The following is a 21,870-nucleotide window of genomic DNA, read 5'->3' as shown; positions in this document are numbered from 1 at the left end:
GCCCGGTCTCCTGTCGGAGCCGGGCCATGTGATTGAAAGCATGGTGGAAAGTGGCTCAATCGCCGCTTTGTTGTTCGTCGTCGGTTTCGTCCTCGTCGGCGGCAAGACCCGAGAGATGGTCAATCAGGCTGCGGGAAAGGTCTTTCTCCTCGGCCCCCAGACTAATCAGCAGCGGGAAGCTGTCCCAGCCGGCTTCGCCGGCGATGCGCTCGATTTCCTCATGCGTGTCGTTGTGCATCACGTGGCTCGTCCTTCGACGGCATCCGCGCTGACCTCGTCGGCCGCGACCTCTTCAATACGAGCGCGGCGATAGCCGGCCTGGCGAGCCAACGTTCGGCGGCGTCGCGATTATCGGCCAGATGCAGCAACTCGACGTTATCGCCGACTACCTGAACGACGCAGACCTGACCGGGTCTGAGGCGTTCCAGCACCCGGAAGCTCAAATCGCTTTCGATCCCACAGGTGCGCATGACCGGCACCAGGACGCCGCCCTCGCCGAAGTTTCCTTCATGCAGGCTAAAGCATGGCGAGCTGCTGTAGGTCGGCCGCTCCCGACGAGGCTCCTTGCGCACGATGCGGCCGACGCCATTGCGTCGTTCCCACGCGGCGAGCTTCTTCGTGAAGCGGGCGGGCGCTTTGGGCTGCCCGTCGGAACCGGCGGGCCAACGAACCGAGCGCTGCAATGTCGAAAATGAGTGATGCGGACATACAGTTTTCTCCTAGTCCGGAAAAGCAAGAAGGCCCGGCGCGGTTCCGGGCCTTGGGTGGAGTGGTTTGAGGACGGGGTCACTCCGCAGCGTCGAGCTGGCGATGCTCTTCGTGATCGGAATCCTCGGGAGCCGTGTCAGCGCCTTCGGCGCCCTCGGTCAGGAATGCCGGTGGGTCGACGCCGGCGCCTTCGGTCGGGTTGTCCTCGATGACCTCATCCGCGCCGTTGTTGCCGTCCTCGGCTGGAGCTTCATCGACCACGAGCCGCAGCGGCTCGGGGAGCCATCCGCTGCCTTCCAGCAGCCGGGCGGCTTCGCGCGCCATGTCCTGTTTCTTCAGGTGATCGATGAGCTGCGCCGCCTGCTCGCCCTTTGCTTCGCGTACCGCCTGCAGGATATGGGCCTTCGTGACGCGACCGAGGTAGTTGTCGACCGTTGGCGACCAGCCGGCCCCGACCATGTCGAAGCCGATCGAGCGGGCGACCTGCTCGGCATGCACAATCGCCGCAGGCCGCCGGTTCCACGGCTGGACGACGGCATTGAGGGACAGCGAGACGCAATGTGCGAACAACGCCTCCTGGCTGACCTCATCGAGCGCGATCAGATAGTCCCAGACCTCGCTGGCATTCTTCGGAAGATCGTGGCCCCACGCCTCATGGCGCTGCTCGATCTCCTTCGCCCAGGCCGTATCGCCCAGTCCCTGCGTCTGAGTGAACTTCGCACTCTGAAGCGTGACCTCCAGGCAGGAGTCCGAGCCGTAGCCGTAGGCGAAGTACGTCTTCAGGACGAAGATATGCAGGACGGCAACGAAGGCCATGACCGGATCGTTGGCGAGGGCGTTGCGGAGCGCCACGGTGCGCGCCGCCGTCAGGTCTTCGATGACGCGGTCGGACAGCGGACGAATCCTGTCATCGTCCTCCTCCGGCGGCTCGACGGCGACCGGCTTGCCGTTGATCGACACTCCGCCGGCCGTGGAAGCCGCGTCCGCATCATCGCCCTCGCCATCGTGACCATCCGCGTCAGTTTCTTCGGTCTCGACGACAGGCTCGTCCTCGGGCCTAACAAAGCCGCGTTCGATCTTCAGCTCGCCGCTGGCGCCGAGCGAGATGAAGGCACCACCGCGTGCGACCTCGTCCCTGTCGAAGACATAGGTACGGTCGTTCAGCCGATCGAGCTCGTTGCCGAGTTCCTCCAGGCGGGTTTCCGTTTCCTCGCAATAGTCTGCCGCTTCAGCATATTCCGCGTCGAGCTTGTCGTACTCCGCCTTCACTGCATCATGGCGAGCGAGTTCTTCTTCGGTGAATTCCGCCCGCTCACCGTAGAACCGGCGCAGGCCCGACGTGTGGCCGTAGGGAAAGTCGATTGCAGCATCAACCCACTTCCAGCCCTCTCCGGCCTGCAATTGTTCGGCGTCGGTCTTCAGCTTCTCGAACACGAGCTGCTCGAGCAGTGCCGGATCCTGGAGCCATCCTCCCTGGTCCTCATCGAAGAGGTCGCGCATGACGACGCCACCGGCAGCCTCGTAGGTTTCGAGACGGACATAGACAGCGCGGCGGTCGGCGGCGCGCACCGCGGATTCGGTGAGCAGCCGGCGGATGTAATACGGTTCCTGGACAGTTGACCGCGACACCGTATCCCAGACCTGCTCCTGGCGAACATGGTCGTTGGTGATCGAGAAAGCCATCACCTGCTCGAGTTTCATCTCGTCGTTCGCATAGAGCTCGAGCAGCCGCGGCGAGACCGAAGCGAGCCGCAGGCGCTGGCGCACCGTCGAGACCGAGACGAAATAGCGGGCAGCGATTTCCTCCTCGCCAAGGCCCTGGAGGTGCAGGGTCTGGAACGCCCGGAATTGGTCGAGCGGGTGGAGCTGGAGGCGATGGACGTTTTCGGCAAGCGAATCGTCTTCGACCGAGGTCGCGCCGCCGCGCTTGACGATGCAGGGGATCGGTTCCGTCTTCGCCATGCGCTTTTGCTTGATCAGCAGTTCGAGCGCACGGTAGCGGCGGCCGCCGGCGGGGACCTCGTACCGACCGCTTTCCTCATCATTCTCGCCGATGATCGGCCGGACGTTCAGGCTCATGAGGAGCCCACGCAGGGCGATATCGCTGGCGAGATCCTCGATGGAAACGCCCGCCTTGATGTTGCGCACGTTCTTCTGCGAGAGTTCGAGCTTGTCGAAGGGAATATCTTCCGACCGGTCGAGGGTGATTTTCTGAATGGCCTTTGCCATATCGCTTCTCCGTGGCGGGCCGGCCGGAGCCTCTCTCCGAACCTTTCAACCCGTCACGGTTTCCCCTCCCTCCTCTCCCTCTGCCGCCCTCCATTTACCATCCCTCGCTTGCCATCCCCTCCGGCCGCGGCGGCCACGCCGCGGCTTCCGCCAACAGTTAACGCCAGCGAAAAAGGCATAGCTACCCTGCACGATAAAAGATTGCCGATCGCACGATCGCACACGAAATGAGCATATTGACTGCGGCTGATGCAGGGTGATGGCTTTTCTTCCCAGTGCCACCGCGTCGGCTGTTCCCCTCTGGAGGTTATATACCTTCACATCTCAAACGGCCTCGGTCTTCCCGCGGCCCGATTTTTTATCTCAGGCAGGACCAGGGACCAGGTCGTGTCGAGCCGGAGCAATAACCGGGCGCTTTGGACCGCTTGGTTTACCTTCCAAGCATCGGTGACGCTATCCGGCAAATTCCAGATCTCGGCGCCGGCAGCGGCACAGGCTGAAGCAGCGTCGCGGAGCGGATGACGATGGGGCTAGGGCTGGGGATCGGGACCGAGGCGAAGGCGACCACTAGGTCACCCCGGGCAACGAGCTCGAATTCCAGGTCAATTCTATCTATCACTAAAGGCCGGCGGCGATGCATTCCGCCTTCAACCCTTCAGTCGGGCCGGAAAACCTGGCATTTCCGATGGCGATGACAATGCCGTCGCCGTTGCGACGGCACGATAGACTCAGCCGTTTCAATGCCCCACGCCAGCGGTGCGACCTCGCTATTCGGCACCAAATCGTTCAAGCATCTTCTTGAGCCAAAGGTTCTGTGCACTAAGCTGTTCAGCCAGCAATCTCTTCAGGCGCCTGTTGTCTGCCTCGAGGGCGACAAGCTCGTCCGCGGAGATCCGATTGTCGACAGTCCCGATCTGCGCAGTTAGATCCTCGTGCCTCACCTTCGAGCTGAGCGTGATCCTCTGAGTGGCGATGTGCTTGGCGCGCTTTCGAGGAGTGGCAGTTGATGTTGTTCGAGGCTGCGATGCAAGTTGGCTCTCCTGCACCTGCCCAACTGCTTCGGCTGGATGATTGGCCTCGCGTTGCTTCACAATGTCAACGTCTTCACTGTTGGCAAATGGTATCGCTGCTAGTGCAACGTCGACATCGTCGGCGCGCTCGTTGACAGACTTTGCATTGATCGGATCAGCCCGCCTGGTTTCACCTGGGTCGGGCGCAGGTGCTTCATTTGAGTTGAACAGATGCGACGCCGCATATTCCACTTCGCGGGTCAAAGCCTTGAGATCTGTGTCTCCCCAAATTGAGGTCGTCTGGGCTTTTGGCCGGCGTCGCCCCGACTTGAATTCGACAACGAATCTCCGTTGTGGCGTCTTCATCTACTTTTGATCCCAAGCAATCATAAAAAATGCAACACCGATTGGCGCCGCTGCATCCTGCTGGCGCAGCAATATAACCTCTGCTTGCCCGCATCAACTCTTCGCCAACCTCGGGAGCTGCCACGCCTTTCACCGGCGAGAGCGGCAAACAGCAGAGCGTTGTTTGCAGCGGCGATGCCAATGGGGAGCAGAATACAAGCTTCTGGCGTAACACGGAGGACGCTAAAACTGTAGCCTGCATTCTCGATCCTGGTTAGTCCAGACCGAGCCTCTTGCGCAGGTCGGCATTTTCAGCTCTCAGCTTTTCCGCCAGCAGCTTGCGGAGCCTCTGATTTTCCTCTTCGAGCTGGACAAGATCTGCCAAGTCATCGCCGGCCGGTAGGGGTTTGGTGCTCTTCGTGTCCTTCTGCTCGACAGGTTTCGCAGCACCTTTCCAATGGTAGTAGGTTTGCTCTGATATGCCGGCGGTCTTGATAGCATCCTTGAGAGTGCTGCCTCCGGTGACCTGCGCCGCGATCGCCTTGAGCTTCTCGCTCTTCTCTTGCTCGGTATACCCCCTGCGTTTAGCGGCCGGCTTTGATTGTTCCGGTCCGGAAGCCGCCTTCCGAGGTCGTGGCGACCGCCGCTTCTCAGCCGTTGGTGCTTTCACTTCTGCTTCCGCCGATACAGCCCCGGCTACTGGTCCCGCATTACTCTCGTCAGCCATCAGCAATTCCCTCCTTTAGTGATCGTCTGTTTTCGGCGGAGTGTTCCACAGAGTCAACACAACCATGAGAGTCCTGCTTTACCGATTGTTGAGACCTGGCCTGTGCACTGACAGGCGACGGTGAGAGGCTCCCAACTCTCACCTGAAATAAACGCTACCCTGCCTGCCACAATCCCCCAACTTAATCGTGGCGACCCCCCATAGATTGGGAGAGCAGGTTCGGATCGGGCACGCAGTATGATACCGCAGGGCACGGCCTTCTCGAGAACACAGCCGTCACGACTAAGGAGTCGGCGGGGGCTTCGCCGCCAAGCTCACGAAACGTCGAATCGGTCAAGCATCTTCTTGAGCTGGACGTTCTGCAGATGGAGCTTTTGAGCGAGTTGAGTCCTCAGCATTTTGATTTCTTCATCGAGTATCGCCACTTCGTGGAAGAACAAGTCACGTGGAGACGAGGGTTGCAGGTTTTGCCGATTCTTTATCGCGACAGCGCTCTGCGCAGTCCGGCGGCCGTTGGCTCCCTTCCCACGTTCTCGACCCTTCAGCAGCGGTTTGTTTTGCGAGTTTGCGATTGCCTCGCTTTTCGGATCTTCGGCACCCGACTGTTCGGCTTCATGACGCGCAGTTGCCGGAGTCTCCTCAGCATCGATCAGCGGTTTTAGCGCCTGTGCGACATCGTCGTCGCCTTTCGCCTTATCCGATGTGACCGAGCCTTGATTAACCGAGACGTCCTCATTGTCTGCAGGTGGGCTGGCGGTTACCGTCGAACCGTGCGGAATTGCGGACCTAGGCTCCACTTCGCTTTCGAGAGCCTTGGAATCGGCATCGGTCCCAACCGAACTCTCTTGCGCTTTCGCGGACGGTCGCAGCGACGCCAATCGAGCAAGGAATTTCCACGGTGATTTCATATGTTCCAACCTTTGAGGAGCCGGACTGTGGTCCCGCTGCAGCTATTGCTTCCTCACAACGGCGACACCGTCGCGGTAACGAGCCTGTGCAACCTGCATGCCACGGCCCCTGCGCGGCAAGGCCATCGCGTCAAGCCTTGTACCGATCAAACGCCGTCAGCCTCTTGACCGGTGGATCGGCCTCTTCCCACCGGTAGATCTCTGACCTCAGGAAAGCGAGCTCCGCGGCGAGCTGCTCCTCGTCGATTTCAATCCACCAGGATTTCGGGCGGCCGTCGCTGCCATCCGACCAGCGGTATCCCCGAGCCTTCAGATGATCTTTCATGTCGAAGGGGCTGTGCTCGGCGAAGATGCGCACGCGCGAGCGCTGACTTGACTTGAGAAGTTCCGCAAAAGCGCTTGGGCCCGTCACCCCGTCGGCGCCGGCTAGCACCTCGAGCAGAGCAAAACAGTCCTCGGCGGCGCGATGGCCATCGTGGAAATAGCCACTTTGGCCAATCAGATAGCCGAGCTTCGTGCCCTCGAAACCACGCGCCGCCCAATCGACTTCCCTGACGGAACAGGCCCATGCCTTTCCGGAAAACATGCTTGAGAACGCCTCGCAGAACGGACGATCAAAGCCGGCATTGTGGGCGATCACCAGGTCGGCCGGGTCGAGCAACGCCCGAAGCGACCCGACATCGATCATCTGTCCCGCAACCATCTCGTCGGTGATTCCGGTCAGGCGGGTGATTTCAGGGGGTATTGGGACGGTTGGCTGCTGCAGGCCGCCGAAAACTCCCGTGACGTCGCCGATATGGCCATCGTCGTCAAACGTGAACGCGACTGCCCCAATTTCGATGATTTCGTCCTTCGTGTGGTCGAGGCCCGTCGTCTCGGTGTCGACGATCACTCCAATGCGAGGAAATCCCGGCCGCGGTATATCGACAATCTGACGGCCGATAAGCTTGCGCAGCACGCGATAGCTGCCGCTCTCCTCCAAAAGCCGGGCCATACCCTCGTCATCGAGTTGCGTCTGCCGCCGCAGCTTCAAGGGTCCTCGCAGCTTTACGACCACGTCATCCCCTGGCTCAGGCGGCGAGGCAAACATATCCAGCTGAGATGCCATTGGGCTTTTGGGTCCTCGGGCTTGGCGCACCAGTGCGGTGCGGATGATGCGTCAGGATAGAAACCGAGTGAGACTCTGGCAACACGAATGAGCTCGGCAGTACAGGACACACGAGTCTGAATGCCAAAAAATCTGTCGAAAAGACACCGACCATTCGGCGCCGCCACCCGGCTACACCTGCTGTGGGGACACGACCCTATCGGTCGATTGACGGTGGGTTGTGCAAGGTTGGAGTTGACCGTTTTCGATAGCAAGGCGACACTTCTGCAGCAAGGCAGGAGGAAAGATGATGGCCGAGCCAGACCACTGGCGCCACATGGCGAGCGCGCCAAGAAACGGCAGTCGGATTCTCGTCACGATCCGCCCGTCCGAACAGGGTGCGGCAGAAGTTGACCTCGCGTATTGGTCGAATGGCGATCAGTTCGGCCCAGAAGGGTGGCGCGCCGCTGATTCCTCGCCCGGCCGCATCATCGAATACGCCGAGCCAGAATTGAAGTGCTGGATGCCCATGCCCTCGGCCAATCTCAATCGCACCTCGATGCCCTCACCCTGGGAAGGCGACGACGAGCAAGAGCTCGATGGGTCGGGGATTTAAGGACGCGCTCCGCCATGTTGCGAAGAGGATACGCAGCGAGTGGCAAAATCCGAGGCGACGACAGCGTGCGCCGCGTCGCGGCTTGCACTCAGCGCTTCAGGGTTCAAGGCGGGACATTATGGATCTTTTAGCTCCAATGGCACAACCGGTCGCACTTGACGTTTCAGAACGCCCCGAAGCTGACTGCACCGCGCGCGGAACACCGCAACGTTGCAGCGATTGGGCATAGGAAACGGGAGGCAATCGAATGTCGGCCGGCGGAGCAAAGAAACAGTCCAGGTAGTCTTCGTTCGGGTGAAGGCAAATGTGAAAGTCGCTGTCTCCGGATGGAAGCTCGTTTCCGTAGGGTACGAAGAACAAGTGCTCTCTCGTCGCCGCGTGATGGTCACCGGGATGGAGGTGAACCGAAAACCCTTTCCGCCCTTTCTTGATCTCGGCGCCAGGTATCGGTTCGCAATCCCCGCCCACCTCATTCCCTCTGCAGCACGCGGGCGGGTATTTCCATTGTCTTTGGGTATGGTGGGCGTTGCCAACCGTGGGGAGGCTAGAGCCAGCAACGGGTATCAGTATGAAGATTAGGAATCTCGTACGGGTCATCGAGGCCACTCCAGCTCGTGGAGACCCTTGGAAATCGAGAGTGTAGGCCCAGCTGCTCAGCCCTAGGTCTGCTTTATCCGGTTCAGATACCGAAAAGTCCTTATGGGGACTTCACGCTTTGAAATGAACGGTCACTTAAAATGACTTCCCATTCCGGGTCAGTACGGCCATGTGATTATCGAAGCCTGTCTGAGCCACCGCTCGACGACTAACGGACCAAAGAGCTGACTGCATGGAAAAACCGGTCGCATTGACTCGCATCGCCGAAAACAGCGTCTTTCGTAAAGGTGATGTTTTCGTCCTCTTCGGCGAACTATTCGGTCGCGGATATGCGACTGGTTTGCTCGCCGAGGCCCGGCGGGCTGGAATGGACATCGTGGGCATCACGGTTGGGCGGCGCGACGAGAACAACGCACTGCGGCCTCTGGACGCCGAGGAACTCTCTGCCGCCGAGGACCGCCTGGGCGGCAGGATTATCAACATACCTCTTATGGCTGGCTTCGATCTCGACGCTCCGACAGGAGGCCCCACTCCGACGGATCTCCTCGCAACGATGACGCTGGAGAGCTGGGAACATGACAAGCTCGACTGGGACTACATTGAGCAGTGCCGGGAGATCGCCACCTCACGGTTCACGGCTTCGCTTTCACAGGTCATGGCCGTTCTCGACGGAATGATTGCCGACGGCCGCAATGTCTTCTTCGCCCATACAATGGCCGGAGGCATCCCGAAAGCGAAGGTATTCCTGGTTGTTGCCAATCGTATCTACAAGGGACGCGGTCACCGCCACATGTCTTCGCAAGCGCTGCTCGATAGCGATATGGGCAAGCTCATCTTGCAGAATTTCGATGAAGTCTCCGCAATCACCTTTCGACATCTTATCGACTTCAGCGCGGCGATCCGTGAGCGCGTAGAGGCTTCGGGTGCTCAGGTGCGGTACACGGCCTACGGTTACCATGGAACAGCAGTCCTGATTGACGGGAGCTATCGTTGGCAGACCTACACGAACTACACCCAAGGTTACGCCAAAATGCGGCTCGAATGCATCGCGCAAGAATCCTGGGCAGCGGGTGTCAAGGCAACCGTCTATAACTGTCCCGAAATCCGAACCAATTCGTCCGACGTATTTACGGGTATCGAACTTCCCCTGATACCGCTGCTGCTCGCCTTGAAGAAAGAGAACGGTGGCCAATGGGCAGAGGACCAATGGCAGGCATGCCAGGAGCTTCTGGCAGACGGCTACACGATGAAGGATGTGTTCCAAAAAATTACCGATATGCAGGCCAACAAGGTCATGCGTCCGTTTTACGACTTCTCGGCGTGGCCCATGGCAAACAGCCAAGCACAGGCCGATCTGACCATCGGCACGTCCAACGAGATCACGCTGATGCATCGGGACAGCAAGGCGATGATCAGCGACCTCCTGAGTGCTCTCGTGGTGGAGGCGACCGGGCAGCTAATTTTTGGCGCGTCCTCAGATCCCTCCGGGCCCGTCCAGTGGCTCAACCACGATATCGTGGCGCGCCGACTGAACGCTTCCCACCTACAAAGGAAGTCTCCCGCGCCGTTGATCGCAAAAGGGGCGAAAGACTCTCAACTTGAGTTGGCCTGACAGCCTCCCAATATAGCTCGCTCCAGTAGCCTCGGCCTAGCTCGCTCCGACTCAAGGTCCGTTTGCTGAAGGCGGCGAGCGGGAAGAAAAGCTGCGGGCAGACAGGCGCACCGCAAGTGGGTCTACACCGGCGGTCTCGCCGCCCGCTCTTAGCCGCCCGCCAACCTCGGCAGTAGATAGATTTCCGCTCCCGGCGGCAGTTCCTTCGACCAGGTGTCGCGATAGATCGTTCCGTCGATTGCAACCGCAATGCCTCGATCCATGAGTGGCTCGAGCTGAGGAAACCGTTCGCGCAACCTCTCAAACAGTTCCCTGATATTCTTTGCCTCGATCTCGATCTTGCTGTTACCCTCAGCTGCCGCGGCGAGAGAGCCCCAGAGCGTCACCTCGACCATGGGACCTCCTCAGGCGTCAAGTGCTGCCAGGATCCGCGGCGGCGACATGGGAATATGCAGCATTCGCACGCCGACCGCATTGGACACGGCATTGGCCACCGCTGCAAGCGGAGGGACGATGGACGTTTCCCCGACGCCGCGAACCCCATAGGGGTGGTTGGGGTTGGGTATCTCCAGGATCTGCGTGTCTATCATAGGCAGATCCGAGCACACCGGGATACGGTAGTCGAGGAAGCCCGCATTCTGCAGCCTGCCGTCTTTGCCGTAGATATATTCTTCGTTGAGTGCCCAGCCGATGCCCTGCGCGGCGCCGCCCTGGTACTGTCCTTCGACATAGGTCGGATGCACGGCTTTGCCGGCATCCTGCACCACGGTGTAGCGCAGCACCTTGGTGGCCCCGGTTTCGGGGTCGACCTCGATATCGCAGATATGGGTGGCGAAGGATACGCCGGCGCCGTCGGCGACGATCTCACTGTGCCCCGCAATCGGGCCGCCCGTGGTGCCCGATGCCGCCGCAATCTCCTTCAGAGACAGTTTCGGAAGGTTTCCGTGCGTCTCGCCCTTGGCGACGGCATGGCCCTTTTCCCAGGTTACGTCCTCGACCAGAATGTCCCACATCTGCGCCGCACGCTCTCGGAGAATCTTGATCGCGTTGCGGGCAGCAGAAATGGTGGCCATCGAGGACGAGAACGTTCCCCGGCTGCCATCGGTCATGTCGTTGTAGCCGAGACTAGACGTGTCGGCGATCACCGTCCGAACAAGCGCGTAGTCGATCCCGAGCTCCTCTGCGGCCACCAGCGACAGCGATGCGCGCGAACCGCCCACATCCACCGTGCCAACCGCGAGCGAGACCGTCCCATCCATCCCGATGTTCAGATCGGTGCAAGTCTGGCCCCCGAAGTTGAACCAGAACCCGCATGCCATGCCGCGCCCCTGGTTCTTGCCAAGAGGTGCCTTCATGTGAGGATGGTTCTTCACGGCCTCCAGTGTCGGGCCGATGCCGATCGGGCCGTAGACTGGACCGTAGGATGCCTTGGTCCCTTCCTGTGCCGCGTTCCGGATCCGGAAATCGACCGGATCCATGCCGACTTTCTTGGCAAGTTCATCGACGGCGCTTTCCACTGCGAACGCCGCCATCGGCGCCGAAGGCGCACGGTATGCCGCGGTCTTCGGCCGGTTTACCAGCACTTCGTAGCCAACCGTCCTGACATTCTCGAGCTTGTAGCACGCGAATGCGGTCATGGCACCGATCTCGGCCCATGATCCGGCATAGGGGCCGCAGGAATAGCGAAGTGTCGCTTCGGCGGCGATGATCGTTCCGTCCTTCAATGCGCCGATCCTTACGTCGATCGACGTGGCGCTGGTCGGGCCGGACGCGCGAAACACTTCGTCGCGCGACATGACCAGCTTGACCGGCCTGCCGGCCTTGCGCGACAACGCCAGCGCGACCGGCTCAGCCCAGACATGGGTCTTGCCGCCAAAACCGCCGCCGATTTCCGAAGACGTGACGCGCAGCTTGGAAGCATCCATGCCGAGCAGTTGTGCGCAGTGCTGGCGATAGACAAAGTGGCCCTGGGTGCAAACCCAAAGGTCCGCTGTGCCGTCCGAACTGACATTGGCGACGCAGGCGTGAGGCTCAATATAGCCCTGGTGGGTCTGCTCGGTCTTGAATGTCCGCTCGACAACGAAGTCGGCCCTTGCCATGCCGGCATCGACGTCGCCATGCCCGAACTGGCTCCGCATCGAGACATTCGAAGGGCGATCGGGCTTGGGGTCAAGGCCTGTTGTGATGATCGTGTCGTTGACGAGCGGAGCATCCGGCGCGAACGCCTGGTCAACATCGGTAACGTGCGGCAGGAGTTCATACTCGACCTCGATGAGCTTGAGCGCCTGCTTGGCGGTTCGCGCATCGATTGCCGCCACGGCGGCCACAGCGTGACCGTCGTAGAGCGCCTTCTTTCGCGCCATGCAGTTGTCGAGAATGTCATACATCGCCGCGTCACCATCGGTGAGGTCGGGCAGGTCCGCCGCCGTCAAAACCGCCTTGACGCCAGGAAGTCGCGCGGCCTTCGACGTGTCGATCTTGCGAATGATGGCATGAGCGTGCGGGCTGCGCAAAATCCGTCCGACCAACTGGCCGGGCATGTTGAAGTCCGCGCCGTAGCGCGCGCGGCCCGTCACCTTGTCGACTCCATCCGGCCGGATGGGACGGGTACCCACGGAGGAGAAGCTGCGTTTCGAGTGGCTCGGATCAAAATTCATGGTCAAGCTCCTCTCATCACGCCTGCTGCGTCCTGAACGGCGCGCACGATCTTGTCGTAGCCGGTGCAACGACACAGATTTCCGGCAAGACCGAAGCGTATTTCCTCTTCGGTCGGATCCGGATTCTTCGCCAGCAGATCCTTTGCGGCAATGAGGAAGCCGGGTGTGCAGATGCCACATTGCAAGGCGGCATGCTCGAGAAACTTTTGTTGCAGCGGATGAAGCTGGTCACCCTGTGCCATGCCCTCGACGGTTTCGATGCGCCGGCCGTCCGCCTCTGCCCCAAGCACGAGACAGGAGCAGACCAGGCGATCGTCGAGAATGATGCTGCAGGCGCCGCAGTCACCCGTGCCGCAGCCTTCTTTCGCTCCCATGAGCCCGAGGCGATCACGCAACACGTCAAGCAGCGTCTCGTCGGCGTGGCAGAGAAACTCGGCGTTGTCGCCATTGATGTTCGTTGAAACCGCTATGCCTGCCATCATTTCTGTCCTGCACGCTGATAGGCGGCCAGCGCGACCCGCTTGGCCAGCACTCCCGCGACTTTCCTTCGGAATTCTACAGTGCCTCGCTTGTCGTCTATGGGACGACAGGCGCCTGAACAGGCCGCGGCCAGGCGGTCAAGCGTCTTGTCGTCGACGCGGGAACCAGTGAGGATTTCGGCCGCTTCCTTGACCAGAAACACCGTCGGCGCCGCCGCGCCAAGCGCGACGCGCGCCGACTGGATGACGCCCTGATCATCAAGAGTGAGATTCACCGCGGCACTGACGACGGCAATATCCATCTCGGTGCGTGGGGTGAACCGTTGATAGGCGTCGCCCGAACGCGGCTGGCGCTTGTCGAGCAGAATGGCCTCGATGATCTCGCCGGGCGCAAGCGACGTCTTGCCCGGCCCGACCGGCACCATTTCGACAGCGATTGTGCGGGAGCCGGCCGGCCCCCTGATCAGAGCCTTTGCACCGGCAGTCACCAGCGCGGGCACGCTGTCGGCCGCAGGCGATGCGTTGCAGAGATTTCCGACGATGGTGCAACGCCCCTGCACTTGCTTGGAACCGATGAGATTGGCCCCTTCCAATACGCCGGGCCACGCCCGCCGGAGCGCTGCATTCTCGCCGAGGACCGCGCAAGGCACCGCAGCGCCGATGACGAAGCCATCCTCGCTTTCAGTTATGTGTCTCAGGACGTCTATAGCTTTGATGTCGATGATGAGCTCGGGTTCGATGAAGCCCCCCTTCATTCTCACGAGCAGATCACTTCCGCCGCCCAGAACGGCTGCCTTGCCTGCCGCTTCCGCCAAGAGAGCAACGGCATCTTCGATTGAACTAGGACGAATATAGCGCAAAAGAACCCTCCTCTTTATGCATCGGGCCGAGACGCTAAACCCGCAGACCCAAGTGTGTCGAGCTCCAGCATGATCTTCCTCTTCACGCTATGAGCTGCGCTGTTTGGATGCAAGCCGTGTTGCGCTGGGAAGCGACGGCCAGCACCAACAGCTGAATCAAATGAAATAGCATCAATGGGAGTATAATAATGGCTATTTCGGCAGAATCGAAAAGAATGCCAGCCGTAGGCAGCCCGGTCGCGAGGTTCTTGATCGAGCCACAAAACAGTAGCCCCAGGCGATCAGACCTTGGCATACCAGCCAACGGCCCGCCGTAAGGACGACGGTTAGAATGCAAAGAGCGATCAGAAGCGTTATGACGGACCAAGAAAGACAATTCCAGATTCCGGCGACAACACCGGCCGAGAAGGCGGAATAGACGATCAGTAGCCTGGATGTTTGTGGATTGGATCGACCCAATAGAATGTGGAGCAGGCCACTCCTGACTCCGCGACACCATCATTGTGAGTGACGACCACCGGCCCTTCAAACCTGGCGGGCCGGGTTCCGCCCGTTACACCATCTTCTTGACTCAGAACGTGAACATCCTCGCACCAGCCATGCACGGGACTCGTGAAGAACGGCTGCCTTTTGACCCTTTACGGAATTTCGGAACAAGCGCAGGTACGGCATTGCAGCCAATCGATTCATCGCAAAAACGAGCCTCCTGCCCCGGTGTTTCCGAACGGACAGTCACCTGTATTTGAACCGCCAGCCCGGCGAGAAGCAGGGAGCGCACCCCCATCTCGCGAAGCCCGGGCCATCAGGGGAAACGGTGAGCGCCGAAGTCGCGCCGGCGGAGCCTGATGGCGAGCGCGATCGAAGCGAGAGCAAAGCTAAGCAGGCTGACGCCGCTCCAGGCGTCGTAGCTCCATAGAGCCACGGCTAGCGCCGATCCAGCCGCGGCGCCAAGAAACATGCTCGTCATGAAGATAGTGTTGATGCGGCTGCGGGCCTGCGGATCGAGCGCGTAGATAATGTGCTGATTGGCAATCAGGGCGACCTGAATGCCGACATCGAGAACGATAGCCGATCGGCGTGGCCCCCATTCGGGCGTGGGGCTGGGGGCTGCGCTGACACTGTTCGCGTGGGCAGTGCTCGGCTTCTGGGCCTCGATACCAGGACTTCTCATCGGCGTCATCGTCCCAGCCAGGGGCGCGGCAAGCACGCCGACGGCACCGAGGTCCGGCAGAGCCATATACATCATGGCCGCGCCGACCAGCGCGAGTGGCGCGCTGACCCAGAACATGTCGCGCCAGCTCAAATGCTCACCGACGAAGCCGGACACAGTGCGGCTGAGCAGGATGCCGGAAAGGACGCCGGCCATGACCGTACCAATTGCCACACCGCGCCGCTCGGGCTAGGCAAGCGCCGCAGCCATGGGGACGATCTGCTGGGCAACGGTGGCACAATTCACCGGGTTCCGCTGCTTTGAATGCTCAAAGATCGGCGAGCGACGATGCAGCCGCGGCTCCTCCAAAGGAGCTTATGTTCACTTGGTTTGACGACGGGGTTAGCACCTTTTGCGGGCGGCGTCACGTGCCCATACCAGGCCTGAATGGCTCTACCGTCCGCGGTAGCTCAAAGTGGCCGATGACATCGCCGAAAGCCGGTCCGTTTCCCGCGTCAAGCGGTCGCGCAGCGGCGATCGGATGCAAACCGGATCGGTTGCGCGCGCATCGCCAGCAAGCGCCATCGCCTGGCAACGGCAGCCGCCGAAGTCGATCTGTTTGCGCTCGCAGCTGCGGCAGAGCTCCGGCATCCAGGCCTCGCCCCGATAGGCGTTGAAGGCGTCGCTCGCGTACCAGATCTCAGAAAGCGTGTCGTCGCGGATGGTCTTGAAGGTGAGGCCCGGGATCGTTTCGGCCGCGTGGCACGGAAGCACTCGGCCGGACGGGGTGATATTGAGGCCGACGCGGCCCCAGCCACCCATGCAAGCCTTCGGGTATTGGGAATAATAATCGGCCGGTACATAGTCGATCACCAGGATGCCCTGATATTTCTCCCGGGCTGCAGCGACGGTGCGCGTCGCGTGCTCGACCTGTTCGCGCGTCGGCAGCAGCGCCGCCTTGTTGCGCTCGGCCCAGCCGTGAAACTGCACCGTCGCGATCTCGATGCGGCGCGCCCCAAGCCGGATCGCCAGCGCGATCATGGCGTCGATCTCGCCCATGTTCTGCCGGTGGCAGACGGCGTTGACCGTCAGCGGAATGCCGGTGGCCGCGATCCAGTTTGCAACGGCCATCTTTCGCTCATAACCGCCCTTGTAGCCGGCGATCCGGTCGGCGCCTTCGGAGGAAACACCCTGGATCGACAACTGAACGTGGTCGAGACCGGCATCGGCCAGGTCGTTGATCCTCCCCTCCGTCAAACCGACGCCCGAGGTGATCAGATTGCTGTAAAGCCCGAGCGAAACCGCCGCCCGCGTCAGGTCGACGAGATCGCGCCGCGCCGCCGGCTCGCCGCCGGACAGGTGCAGATGCAGCACGCCGAGAGCGGCCGCCTGGCTGAAGACGTTGATCCATTCTTCGGTCGACAGTTCTTCGTCCCCCGGTGTCAGGGCGATCGGGTTGGAGCAATAGGGGCAGGCCAACGGACAGCGATGCGTCAGCTCCGCCAGCATCGCCATCGGCGGCGGCACGCGCGCGACAGCGGCGCCGGCATGGTTTGTGGCGGCGATGGCGCTGCTCATGCGACGATCTCCAGCAGGCGGCGATTGGCGAGTTCCTCGACGAAAGCCCTGACGTCGGCGGCGATATCGGCGGCCGGGGCGTCGAACTTTTGGGCAAAATTGTCGACGATCCGGTCGAGGCTGCGCTGGCCGTCGAGCGCCTCGACGATGGCAACGGCAATATCGTCGAGCGCCATCGCCCGCTCCGGGGCCAACAGCACCGCCTGGCCGCGAACCGGATCCTCGTGCAGGCGCACGCCGCGGGCCAGTCTGACGACGCTCGTCCCTGAAATCCCCGCCCCTGAAGTCATCGCCGCATCGGCGCTCATTCAGCTGCCTCCCGCGCCGTCGGGTTAACGACGACACCTTGCTCGCCGTCCCAGCCGCCCGGCGGGATCAGCCCGGGCGTCACATAGGCGGAATAAAGCGCGTCGAGCTGCGACCACAGAACGTCGGTCTTGAAGGTCAGCGCCGCGGCGGCGGCATCCTGCTTTTCAACCGTGTCGGCGTGATCGAGCACATAAGCAAGGCCGAATTCGACGTCGCGCGGCGCCTCCGCCAGTCTTTGGCGGAAGTAAGCGAGCGCCGCCTGGTCTGCGAACGCATAGTGCGCCAGCAACCCTGCAATGCGCTCCGAATGGATTTTGGGCGCAAAAAGCTCCGTGAGTGATGAGGCCACCGCCTCGAGTAGCGGCTTCTCCCGCACGAACGACACATAGGCGTCGACGGCAAATCGGGTCGCAGGCAGGACGCCCCGCGTCGAAGCGACATGGGCCGGGTCGAGTCCGACCGCTTCCGCGAGACGCAGCCAACGGCGGATGCCGCCGCCCCCGTCGATACCGCCGTCGTGGTCTTCAATCCGGGAACGCCAGGCCCGGCGCAGGTCCGAGTCGTCGCAGCGCGACAGAAAGGCCGCGTCCTTCATCGGAATGCGGCTCTGGTAATAGTAGCGGTTGATCACCCAGGCGCGGACCTGCGTCATCGTTGCGCGGCCGCCGTGGAGCATCGCGTGGAAAGGATGCTTGTCGTGATAGCGTTCCTCCCCGATCGCCAAAAGGCGAGCGTGAAAAGCTTGCTTGTCAGTTGCCGTCGTCACAGGCTGACCTCCATGCCGTCGAACCCGACTTCGAAGCCACGGCTTTCCACCGTGGTGCGCTCGGGGCCAGGCCGCCAGATCGGGTTCGTGTTGTTGATGTGGACATAGATCTTTCGGCGAATGTTCAGGCCGTCCAATGCGTCGAGGCTGCCGCCCTCGCCGGCGATCGGCATGTGGCCCATGCGACGGCCCGTCTTGCGCCCCGTGCCGGTCGCAATCATCTCACGGTCAGTAAAGAGCGTGCCGTCGAAGAACAGCGCGTCGGCACCCGCGAGGCGCCCGCCGAGACCGGAATTCATCAGGCCGCAGCCCGGGATATAATAAACGCGCTTGCTGCCAGCTCTGAGCTCGACCCCGACGGTATTTTCGCCCTCGACGTTGAGATCCGGTTCGTCGTCCTCGAGAAACAGCGGCACCTTGCCGGGAACGGAAAAGAACCGCGCCTCGAGGTCGGGAAGTGGAAAGAAAACTTCCTCGATCGCGACGCTCCGCCGTGCAACCAGGTCCGGATCGAGCACGCCGAAGACCGGATTTTCGGCGATGATTTCGCCGACCGAACCGGTGGAAAACAGCATGAACGGCTGCTTTTCCCTGAGGACCAGCAGTCCGGCCAGATGATCGATGTCGCCGTTGGTCAGCACCACGCTCTCGATCGGACTGTGGCGCAGGCGGCGCGGCTGCAACGAACGATTGTGCTCAATCTGCTGGCGGATGTCGGGCGAGGCATTGAAGACCGCCCAGGCTTCGCCATCGCGGCTGACGGCCAGCGATGATTGGCTTTGCGACTTGAGGCCGGAGCCCGGATCACGCGCCAGCGTGCAGTTCAGGCAGCCGCAATTCCACTGCGGAAGGCCGCCGCCAGCGGCGGCCCCCAGAACGATGATACGAAGATCGGACGTCTCTGCCACCGGAGCACCTCCGTACTGTGAGCCGACCATCGTAGGGCGGCGTGTCAAAAAAGGACCGGCTCGTCCCCGTCTGCGGGAACGTAGCGGTTGATTTCCATAGCGCAGCTTACGTCGATGAATTTCGGTTTATGCCAGGACATGTTTTCTCCTCTGCCATGACCAGTTGGTGTGCTCGATCCGGTATCCACATGCGCGCTCGCGGCCGGTCGAACACGAGACGAGCTTGCCCGTAAGAGCTCTGCTCGGGTGAAGAGCCGGAACGGCTGTTTGCTGCACCGGCAGGCCCGGCGACCGCGCTATCGCTGGACTTTTTGCAAATCGTTTCCTGCGCCGCCTGAGGGCGTGCACCGACGGAGCCCGTGAGGACTTCGCGCATCCGCCCGCTTCTCCGGAATATTCCCGGCGAAAGTTGCCGATCGCAGAGCGTCATTTCAGCGCTTTAACGCGCTCCTCACCTGAAGCGGTAAATGAAAGCTCTTGGCTGGTCGCCTTCTGAGATCGGTCTGACGAACATCACGGAACCTCCCCTTCCGTAAGCAAATGGTAACGACCACGCAGATCTCCGCAATACGACCTACGGACAATCGACATCGGGCCTGCCGCGGGTAACGCGCGGAGCTGCGAGGTCGCCGACACTACGACCAAGGTGCAATAGCCCGTAGCTTTGTCGCAGGAGGATGATCAGTGCCGCTAGACGGTTGCGCCTCACGCGACCATTGTGAGGGAAGGAGATCAATATGAACAGATTGATGCTGACTGCCGTGACGGTCCTGTCACTGGCGGGACTGGCCCAGGCGGAGGTGACGGAGGAAGACCTCGCCAAGGACGCCACTACGGTCGGCGATGTACTGACAAACGGCATGGGGAGGGGTCTGCAGCGCTTCTCCCCGCTCGAGACGCTCAACAAGAACAACGTCAAGAACCTTGTGCCCGCCTGGGCATTCAGCCTCGGCGGCGAAAAGCAGCGGGGGCAGGAAAGCCAGCCGATTGTCTACGACGGGATCATGTATATCACGGCCTCCTACAGCCGCCTTTTCGCCATCGATATCAAGACCGGCAAGGAGCTCTGGCAGTTCGATGCCCGCCTGCCGGAAGGCATCCTGCCCTGCTGTGACGTGGTGAACCGCGGTGCCGCGATCTATGGCGACAATATCTACTTCGGAACACTCGACGCCCGCCTCGTCGCACTGAACCGCAAGACGGGCGATGTGGTCTGGAACAAGAAGATCGCCAATTACAAGGAGGGCTACAGCTACACCGCCGCGCCGCTGATCGTGAACGGCCTGGTAATCACCGGCAATTCCGGCGGCGAGTTCGGCGTCGTCGGCGAGGTGCAGGCGCGCGACACCAAGAACGGCGAGCTTGTCTGGACTCGGCCCGTCATAGAAGGGCACATGGGCACCTACAAGGGCAAGGAAAGCACCATGACCGGGACGTTGAACGCGACTTGGCCCGGCGACCTGTGGAAGACCGGGGGCGGTGCCACCTGGCTCGGTGGCTCCTACGACGCCGATACCGACACGCTTGTCTTCGGCGCCGGCAACCCCGCCCCCTGGAACAGCCACCTGCGTGGCGCCGGCAAGCCGGTCGAGGGCAACAACGGCGACAACCTCTACGCCGCAAGTCGACTCGGCATCAATCCCGAGAATGGCGAGATCAAGTGGCACTTCCAGACAACGCCCCGCGAAGGATGGGACTTCGACGGCGTCAATGAGGTTGTTCCCTTCATCTCCAGGGATGGCAAGAAGCGGTTCGCAACCGCCGACCGAAACGGCTTCTTCTACATTCTCGATCGCGAGGACGGGAAGTTCGTCGCCGCCTATCCTTTCGTTAAGAACATAACCTGGGCCAAGGGCATCGATAAGAACGGTCGCCCGATCTATGTGGAAGAAAACCGTCCCGGCGATCCTACCGCGGCGGCCGACGGTGGCAAGGGACAGCAGGTTTTCGCGGTACCGTCGTTCCTCGGTGGCAAGAACTGGATGCCGATGGCCTATAGCCAGAAGACCGAGCTCTTCTATGTGCCCTCAAACGAATGGGGCATGGACATCTGGAACGAGCCGATCTCCTATAAGAAGGGCGCGGCCTATCTCGGTGCCGGCTTCACCATCAAGCCGCTTTTCGAGGACTATATAGGCTCGCTGAAAGCGATCGATCCCAACAGCGGCGAGGTCAAGTGGGAATACAAGAATAGCGCTCCGCTCTGGGGCGGGGTGATGGCAACGGCGGGCGGGCTTGTCTTCGTCGGGACGCCCGAGGGTGAATTCAAGGCTCTCGACGATGAGACCGGCGAGGTCCTCTGGACTTTCCAAACCGGTTCCGGGATCGTCGGCCAGCCCATCACCTGGGAACAGGACGGAGAGCAATATGTGTCGGTCATTTCCGGCTGGGGCGGTGCCGTTCCGCTCTGGGGCGGCGAAGTCGCCAAGAAGGTCAATTACCTCAACCAGGGTGGCATGGTGTGGACCTTCCGTTTGCCAAAACAGTTGGCTTTGGCACAATAGGCACAAGGGGTCGGGCTTTGGCAGCCCGGCCCTCGAACGCCGTGACTACGGCAGAATAATGCGGAGCGCTCGCACATGATCATCATCCGCAATTCCTTCCATACACCGCGTCCGAACCTGGCGGTGCCACCTCTACTCAAACCGGTCGAGTTGCGATCGGCGCTGATCGTGGACGATCACCCCTTGTTCTGCGATGCCCTAGCGATGACATTGACCGGTCTTGTCGGCATCGGATCCATCGATTCCGTGGGGACGCTGGACGCCGCCCTTGCACGGCTGGACGGCGATACACCGCCGGATGTCGTGGTGCTCGATCTCAATCTGCCGGACGTCAATGGACTTGACGGCGTCGTCCGGCTGAGACAGGCGGTTCCCGGGGTCCCGATCGTCGTTGTCTCGTCGCTGGACGAATTGAAGATCATCCGGGCCTTGCTCAAGGCGGGGATCAACGGCTTCGTGCCGAAGCATGCGGTTCGAGACGAGTTTCGTGCCGCCTTCGCAGCGATTTCTCGAGGCGAAATCTATGCCCCCCAGATGGCGTTGGAGCCGGGCAGCCCTTCCTTGTCGGACGAAGCAATTGCCCGGCTGGGGCTGCTGACGCGCCAACAGGCGAAGATCCTGCAGCTCGTCTGCGCCGGCCTGATGAACAAGCAGATCGCCTATGAGCTTTCCATCGCCGAAACCACGGTGAAAGCGCATGTCACCGCGATTATGCGCAAACTCGGCGTCCAGACGCGGATGCAGGCGGTATTGTTCGCACAGGAGGCTAGTTTCACGGCACTGACGCCGGAGGAATGACGCCCCCCGGTCTGCCGCCCTC

General features: G+C 61.3%; 21 protein-coding genes and 1 pseudogene. 4 read left to right on the top strand and 18 right to left on the bottom strand.

The window, feature by feature from the left end:
• Positions 1-55: 55 nt before the first annotated feature.
• The 7 genes and pseudogenes from EKH55_RS22435 to EKH55_RS22405 form a co-directional block, all read right to left on the bottom strand.
• On the bottom strand, positions 56-238 hold the full coding sequence (locus EKH55_RS22435) for a hypothetical protein (RefSeq protein ID WP_192803787.1): 183 nt from the start codon (positions 236-238) through the stop codon (positions 56-58).
• A pseudogene (locus tag EKH55_RS22430) lies at positions 238-708 on the bottom strand (hypothetical protein). The gene EKH55_RS22435 and the pseudogene EKH55_RS22430 overlap by 1 nt, the downstream one beginning before the upstream one ends.
• 78 nt (positions 709-786) lie before the next feature.
• A complete protein-coding gene (locus EKH55_RS22425; protein WP_151613214.1) occupies positions 787-2,937 on the bottom strand; it encodes a ParB/RepB/Spo0J family partition protein in 2,151 nt (716 codons plus the stop codon).
• Between the two features lie 767 nt (positions 2,938-3,704).
• Positions 3,705-4,313 (bottom strand): hypothetical protein, encoded by a 609-nt coding sequence (locus EKH55_RS22420; protein WP_151613213.1) that lies wholly within the window; start codon positions 4,311-4,313, stop codon positions 3,705-3,707.
• Between the two features lie 253 nt (positions 4,314-4,566).
• Complete coding sequence (locus tag EKH55_RS22415) at positions 4,567-5,019, bottom strand: transposase (protein WP_151613212.1); 453 nt, start codon at positions 5,017-5,019, stop codon at positions 4,567-4,569.
• Positions 5,020-5,333: 314 nt separating this feature from the next.
• Positions 5,334-5,927, bottom strand: a complete 594-nt coding sequence (locus tag EKH55_RS22410; protein WP_151613211.1) for a hypothetical protein — start codon at positions 5,925-5,927, stop codon at positions 5,334-5,336.
• A gap of 130 nt (positions 5,928-6,057) precedes the next feature.
• Positions 6,058-7,035, bottom strand: coding sequence for a 3'-5' exonuclease (locus tag EKH55_RS22405; protein ID WP_151613210.1), 978 nt, complete (start codon positions 7,033-7,035; stop codon positions 6,058-6,060).
• 289 nt (positions 7,036-7,324) lie between these two features.
• Between EKH55_RS22405 and EKH55_RS22400 the strand changes: the two genes are divergently transcribed.
• Both EKH55_RS22400 and EKH55_RS22390 read left to right on the top strand, forming a co-directional pair.
• Positions 7,325-7,630, top strand: coding sequence for a hypothetical protein (locus EKH55_RS22400; RefSeq protein ID WP_151613912.1), 306 nt, complete (start codon positions 7,325-7,327; stop codon positions 7,628-7,630).
• Between the two features lie 829 nt (positions 7,631-8,459).
• On the top strand, positions 8,460-9,839 hold the full coding sequence (locus EKH55_RS22390) for an enoyl ACP reductase FabMG family protein (RefSeq protein WP_151613209.1): 1,380 nt from the start codon (positions 8,460-8,462) through the stop codon (positions 9,837-9,839).
• Between the two features lie 149 nt (positions 9,840-9,988).
• On the opposite strand, the gene EKH55_RS22385 is transcribed toward EKH55_RS22390, so the two are convergent.
• The 11 genes from EKH55_RS22385 to pqqA all read right to left on the bottom strand — a co-directional run bounded on the left by EKH55_RS22385 (position 9,989) and on the right by pqqA (position 18,686).
• Complete coding sequence (locus EKH55_RS22385; RefSeq protein ID WP_151613208.1) at positions 9,989-10,234, bottom strand: MoaD/ThiS family protein; 246 nt, start codon at positions 10,232-10,234, stop codon at positions 9,989-9,991.
• Between the two features lie 9 nt (positions 10,235-10,243).
• Entirely contained in the window at positions 10,244-12,496 is a 2,253-nt protein-coding gene (locus EKH55_RS22380; RefSeq protein ID WP_151613207.1) for a xanthine dehydrogenase family protein molybdopterin-binding subunit, read from the bottom strand.
• Between the two features lie 2 nt (positions 12,497-12,498).
• A complete protein-coding gene (locus EKH55_RS22375; protein ID WP_151613911.1) occupies positions 12,499-12,975 on the bottom strand; it encodes a (2Fe-2S)-binding protein in 477 nt (158 codons plus the stop codon).
• Positions 12,975-13,835 (bottom strand): FAD binding domain-containing protein, encoded by an 861-nt coding sequence (locus EKH55_RS22370; RefSeq protein ID WP_151613206.1) that lies wholly within the window; start codon positions 13,833-13,835, stop codon positions 12,975-12,977. Before EKH55_RS22370 ends, EKH55_RS22375 begins: the two co-directional genes overlap by 1 nt.
• 82 nt (positions 13,836-13,917) lie before the next feature.
• Positions 13,918-14,130: a bile acid:sodium symporter gene (locus EKH55_RS30345; RefSeq protein ID WP_427915872.1), complete on the bottom strand. Its 213-nt coding sequence runs from the start codon at positions 14,128-14,130 to the stop codon at positions 13,918-13,920.
• A 507-nt stretch (positions 14,131-14,637) separates the two neighbouring features.
• A complete protein-coding gene (locus EKH55_RS29810) occupies positions 14,638-15,219 on the bottom strand; it encodes an MFS transporter (protein ID WP_246231838.1) in 582 nt (193 codons plus the stop codon).
• Positions 15,220-15,438: 219 nt separating this feature from the next.
• Positions 15,439-16,563, bottom strand: coding sequence for a pyrroloquinoline quinone biosynthesis protein PqqE (pqqE, locus tag EKH55_RS22345; RefSeq protein WP_151613204.1), 1,125 nt, complete (start codon positions 16,561-16,563; stop codon positions 15,439-15,441).
• A complete protein-coding gene (pqqD, locus tag EKH55_RS22340; protein ID WP_151613203.1) occupies positions 16,560-16,871 on the bottom strand; it encodes a pyrroloquinoline quinone biosynthesis peptide chaperone PqqD in 312 nt (103 codons plus the stop codon). The genes pqqE and pqqD overlap by 4 nt, the downstream gene beginning before the upstream one ends.
• Entirely contained in the window at positions 16,868-17,638 is a 771-nt protein-coding gene (gene pqqC / locus EKH55_RS22335; protein ID WP_151613202.1) for a pyrroloquinoline-quinone synthase PqqC, read from the bottom strand. Before pqqC ends, pqqD begins: the two co-directional genes overlap by 4 nt.
• Positions 17,635-18,546, bottom strand: a complete 912-nt coding sequence (gene pqqB / locus EKH55_RS22330; RefSeq protein ID WP_151613201.1) for a pyrroloquinoline quinone biosynthesis protein PqqB — start codon at positions 18,544-18,546, stop codon at positions 17,635-17,637. Before pqqB ends, pqqC begins: the two co-directional genes overlap by 4 nt.
• Before the next feature lie 44 nt (positions 18,547-18,590).
• Positions 18,591-18,686 (bottom strand): pyrroloquinoline quinone precursor peptide PqqA, encoded by a 96-nt coding sequence (gene pqqA, locus EKH55_RS22325; RefSeq protein ID WP_069460988.1) that lies wholly within the window; start codon positions 18,684-18,686, stop codon positions 18,591-18,593.
• 597 nt (positions 18,687-19,283) lie between these two features.
• On the opposite strand from pqqA, the gene EKH55_RS22320 reads away from it, so the two are divergent.
• Together EKH55_RS22320 and EKH55_RS22315 are read left to right on the top strand one after the other, a co-directional pair.
• Positions 19,284-21,050 (top strand): PQQ-dependent methanol/ethanol family dehydrogenase, encoded by a 1,767-nt coding sequence (locus EKH55_RS22320; protein WP_151613200.1) that lies wholly within the window; start codon positions 19,284-19,286, stop codon positions 21,048-21,050.
• A gap of 75 nt (positions 21,051-21,125) precedes the next feature.
• The gene (locus EKH55_RS22315) at positions 21,126-21,848 is read left to right on the top strand and encodes a response regulator transcription factor (RefSeq protein WP_151613199.1); all 723 of its coding nucleotides are present in this window, start codon (positions 21,126-21,128) and stop codon (positions 21,846-21,848) included.
• Positions 21,849-21,870 lie beyond the last annotated feature (22 nt).

Source organism: Sinorhizobium alkalisoli (assembly GCF_008932245.1).
GTDB classification, from domain to species: Bacteria; Pseudomonadota; Alphaproteobacteria; order Rhizobiales; family Rhizobiaceae; genus Sinorhizobium; species Sinorhizobium alkalisoli.
The sequence above is the reverse complement of the archived record's forward strand: the minus strand, read 5'-3'. Positions and strand labels throughout refer to the sequence as shown.

Excerpts from the sequence above, each read along its gene's own strand:
- EKH55_RS22435 (WP_192803787.1), bottom strand. The coding sequence starts at position 238 with ATGCACAACGACACGCATGAGGAAATCGAGCGCATCGCCGGCGAAGCC.
- EKH55_RS22425 (WP_151613214.1), bottom strand. The coding sequence starts at position 2,937 with ATGGCAAAGGCCATTCAGAAAATCACCCTCGACCGGTCGGAAGATATT.
- EKH55_RS22420 (WP_151613213.1), bottom strand. The coding sequence starts at position 4,313 with ATGAAGACGCCACAACGGAGATTCGTTGTCGAATTCAAGTCGGGGCGA.
- EKH55_RS22415 (WP_151613212.1), bottom strand. The coding sequence starts at position 5,019 with ATGGCTGACGAGAGTAATGCGGGACCAGTAGCCGGGGCTGTATCGGCG.
- EKH55_RS22410 (WP_151613211.1), bottom strand. The coding sequence starts at position 5,927 with ATGAAATCACCGTGGAAATTCCTTGCTCGATTGGCGTCGCTGCGACCG.
- EKH55_RS22405 (WP_151613210.1), bottom strand. The coding sequence starts at position 7,035 with ATGGCATCTCAGCTGGATATGTTTGCCTCGCCGCCTGAGCCAGGGGAT.
- EKH55_RS22400 (WP_151613912.1), top strand. The coding sequence starts at position 7,325 with ATGGCCGAGCCAGACCACTGGCGCCACATGGCGAGCGCGCCAAGAAAC.
- EKH55_RS22390 (WP_151613209.1), top strand. The coding sequence starts at position 8,460 with ATGGAAAAACCGGTCGCATTGACTCGCATCGCCGAAAACAGCGTCTTT.
- EKH55_RS22385 (WP_151613208.1), bottom strand. The coding sequence starts at position 10,234 with ATGGTCGAGGTGACGCTCTGGGGCTCTCTCGCCGCGGCAGCTGAGGGT.
- EKH55_RS22380 (WP_151613207.1), bottom strand. The coding sequence starts at position 12,496 with ATGAATTTTGATCCGAGCCACTCGAAACGCAGCTTCTCCTCCGTGGGT.
- EKH55_RS22375 (WP_151613911.1), bottom strand. The coding sequence starts at position 12,975 with ATGGCAGGCATAGCGGTTTCAACGAACATCAATGGCGACAACGCCGAG.
- EKH55_RS30345 (WP_427915872.1), bottom strand. The coding sequence starts at position 14,130 with ATGCCAAGGTCTGATCGCCTGGGGCTACTGTTTTGTGGCTCGATCAAG.
- pqqE (WP_151613204.1), bottom strand. The coding sequence starts at position 16,563 with ATGAGCAGCGCCATCGCCGCCACAAACCATGCCGGCGCCGCTGTCGCG.
- pqqD (WP_151613203.1), bottom strand. The coding sequence starts at position 16,871 with ATGAGCGCCGATGCGGCGATGACTTCAGGGGCGGGGATTTCAGGGACG.
- pqqA (WP_069460988.1), bottom strand. The coding sequence starts at position 18,686 with ATGTCCTGGCATAAACCGAAATTCATCGACGTAAGCTGCGCTATGGAA.
- EKH55_RS22320 (WP_151613200.1), top strand. The coding sequence starts at position 19,284 with ATGAACAGATTGATGCTGACTGCCGTGACGGTCCTGTCACTGGCGGGA.
- EKH55_RS22315 (WP_151613199.1), top strand. The coding sequence starts at position 21,126 with ATGATCATCATCCGCAATTCCTTCCATACACCGCGTCCGAACCTGGCG.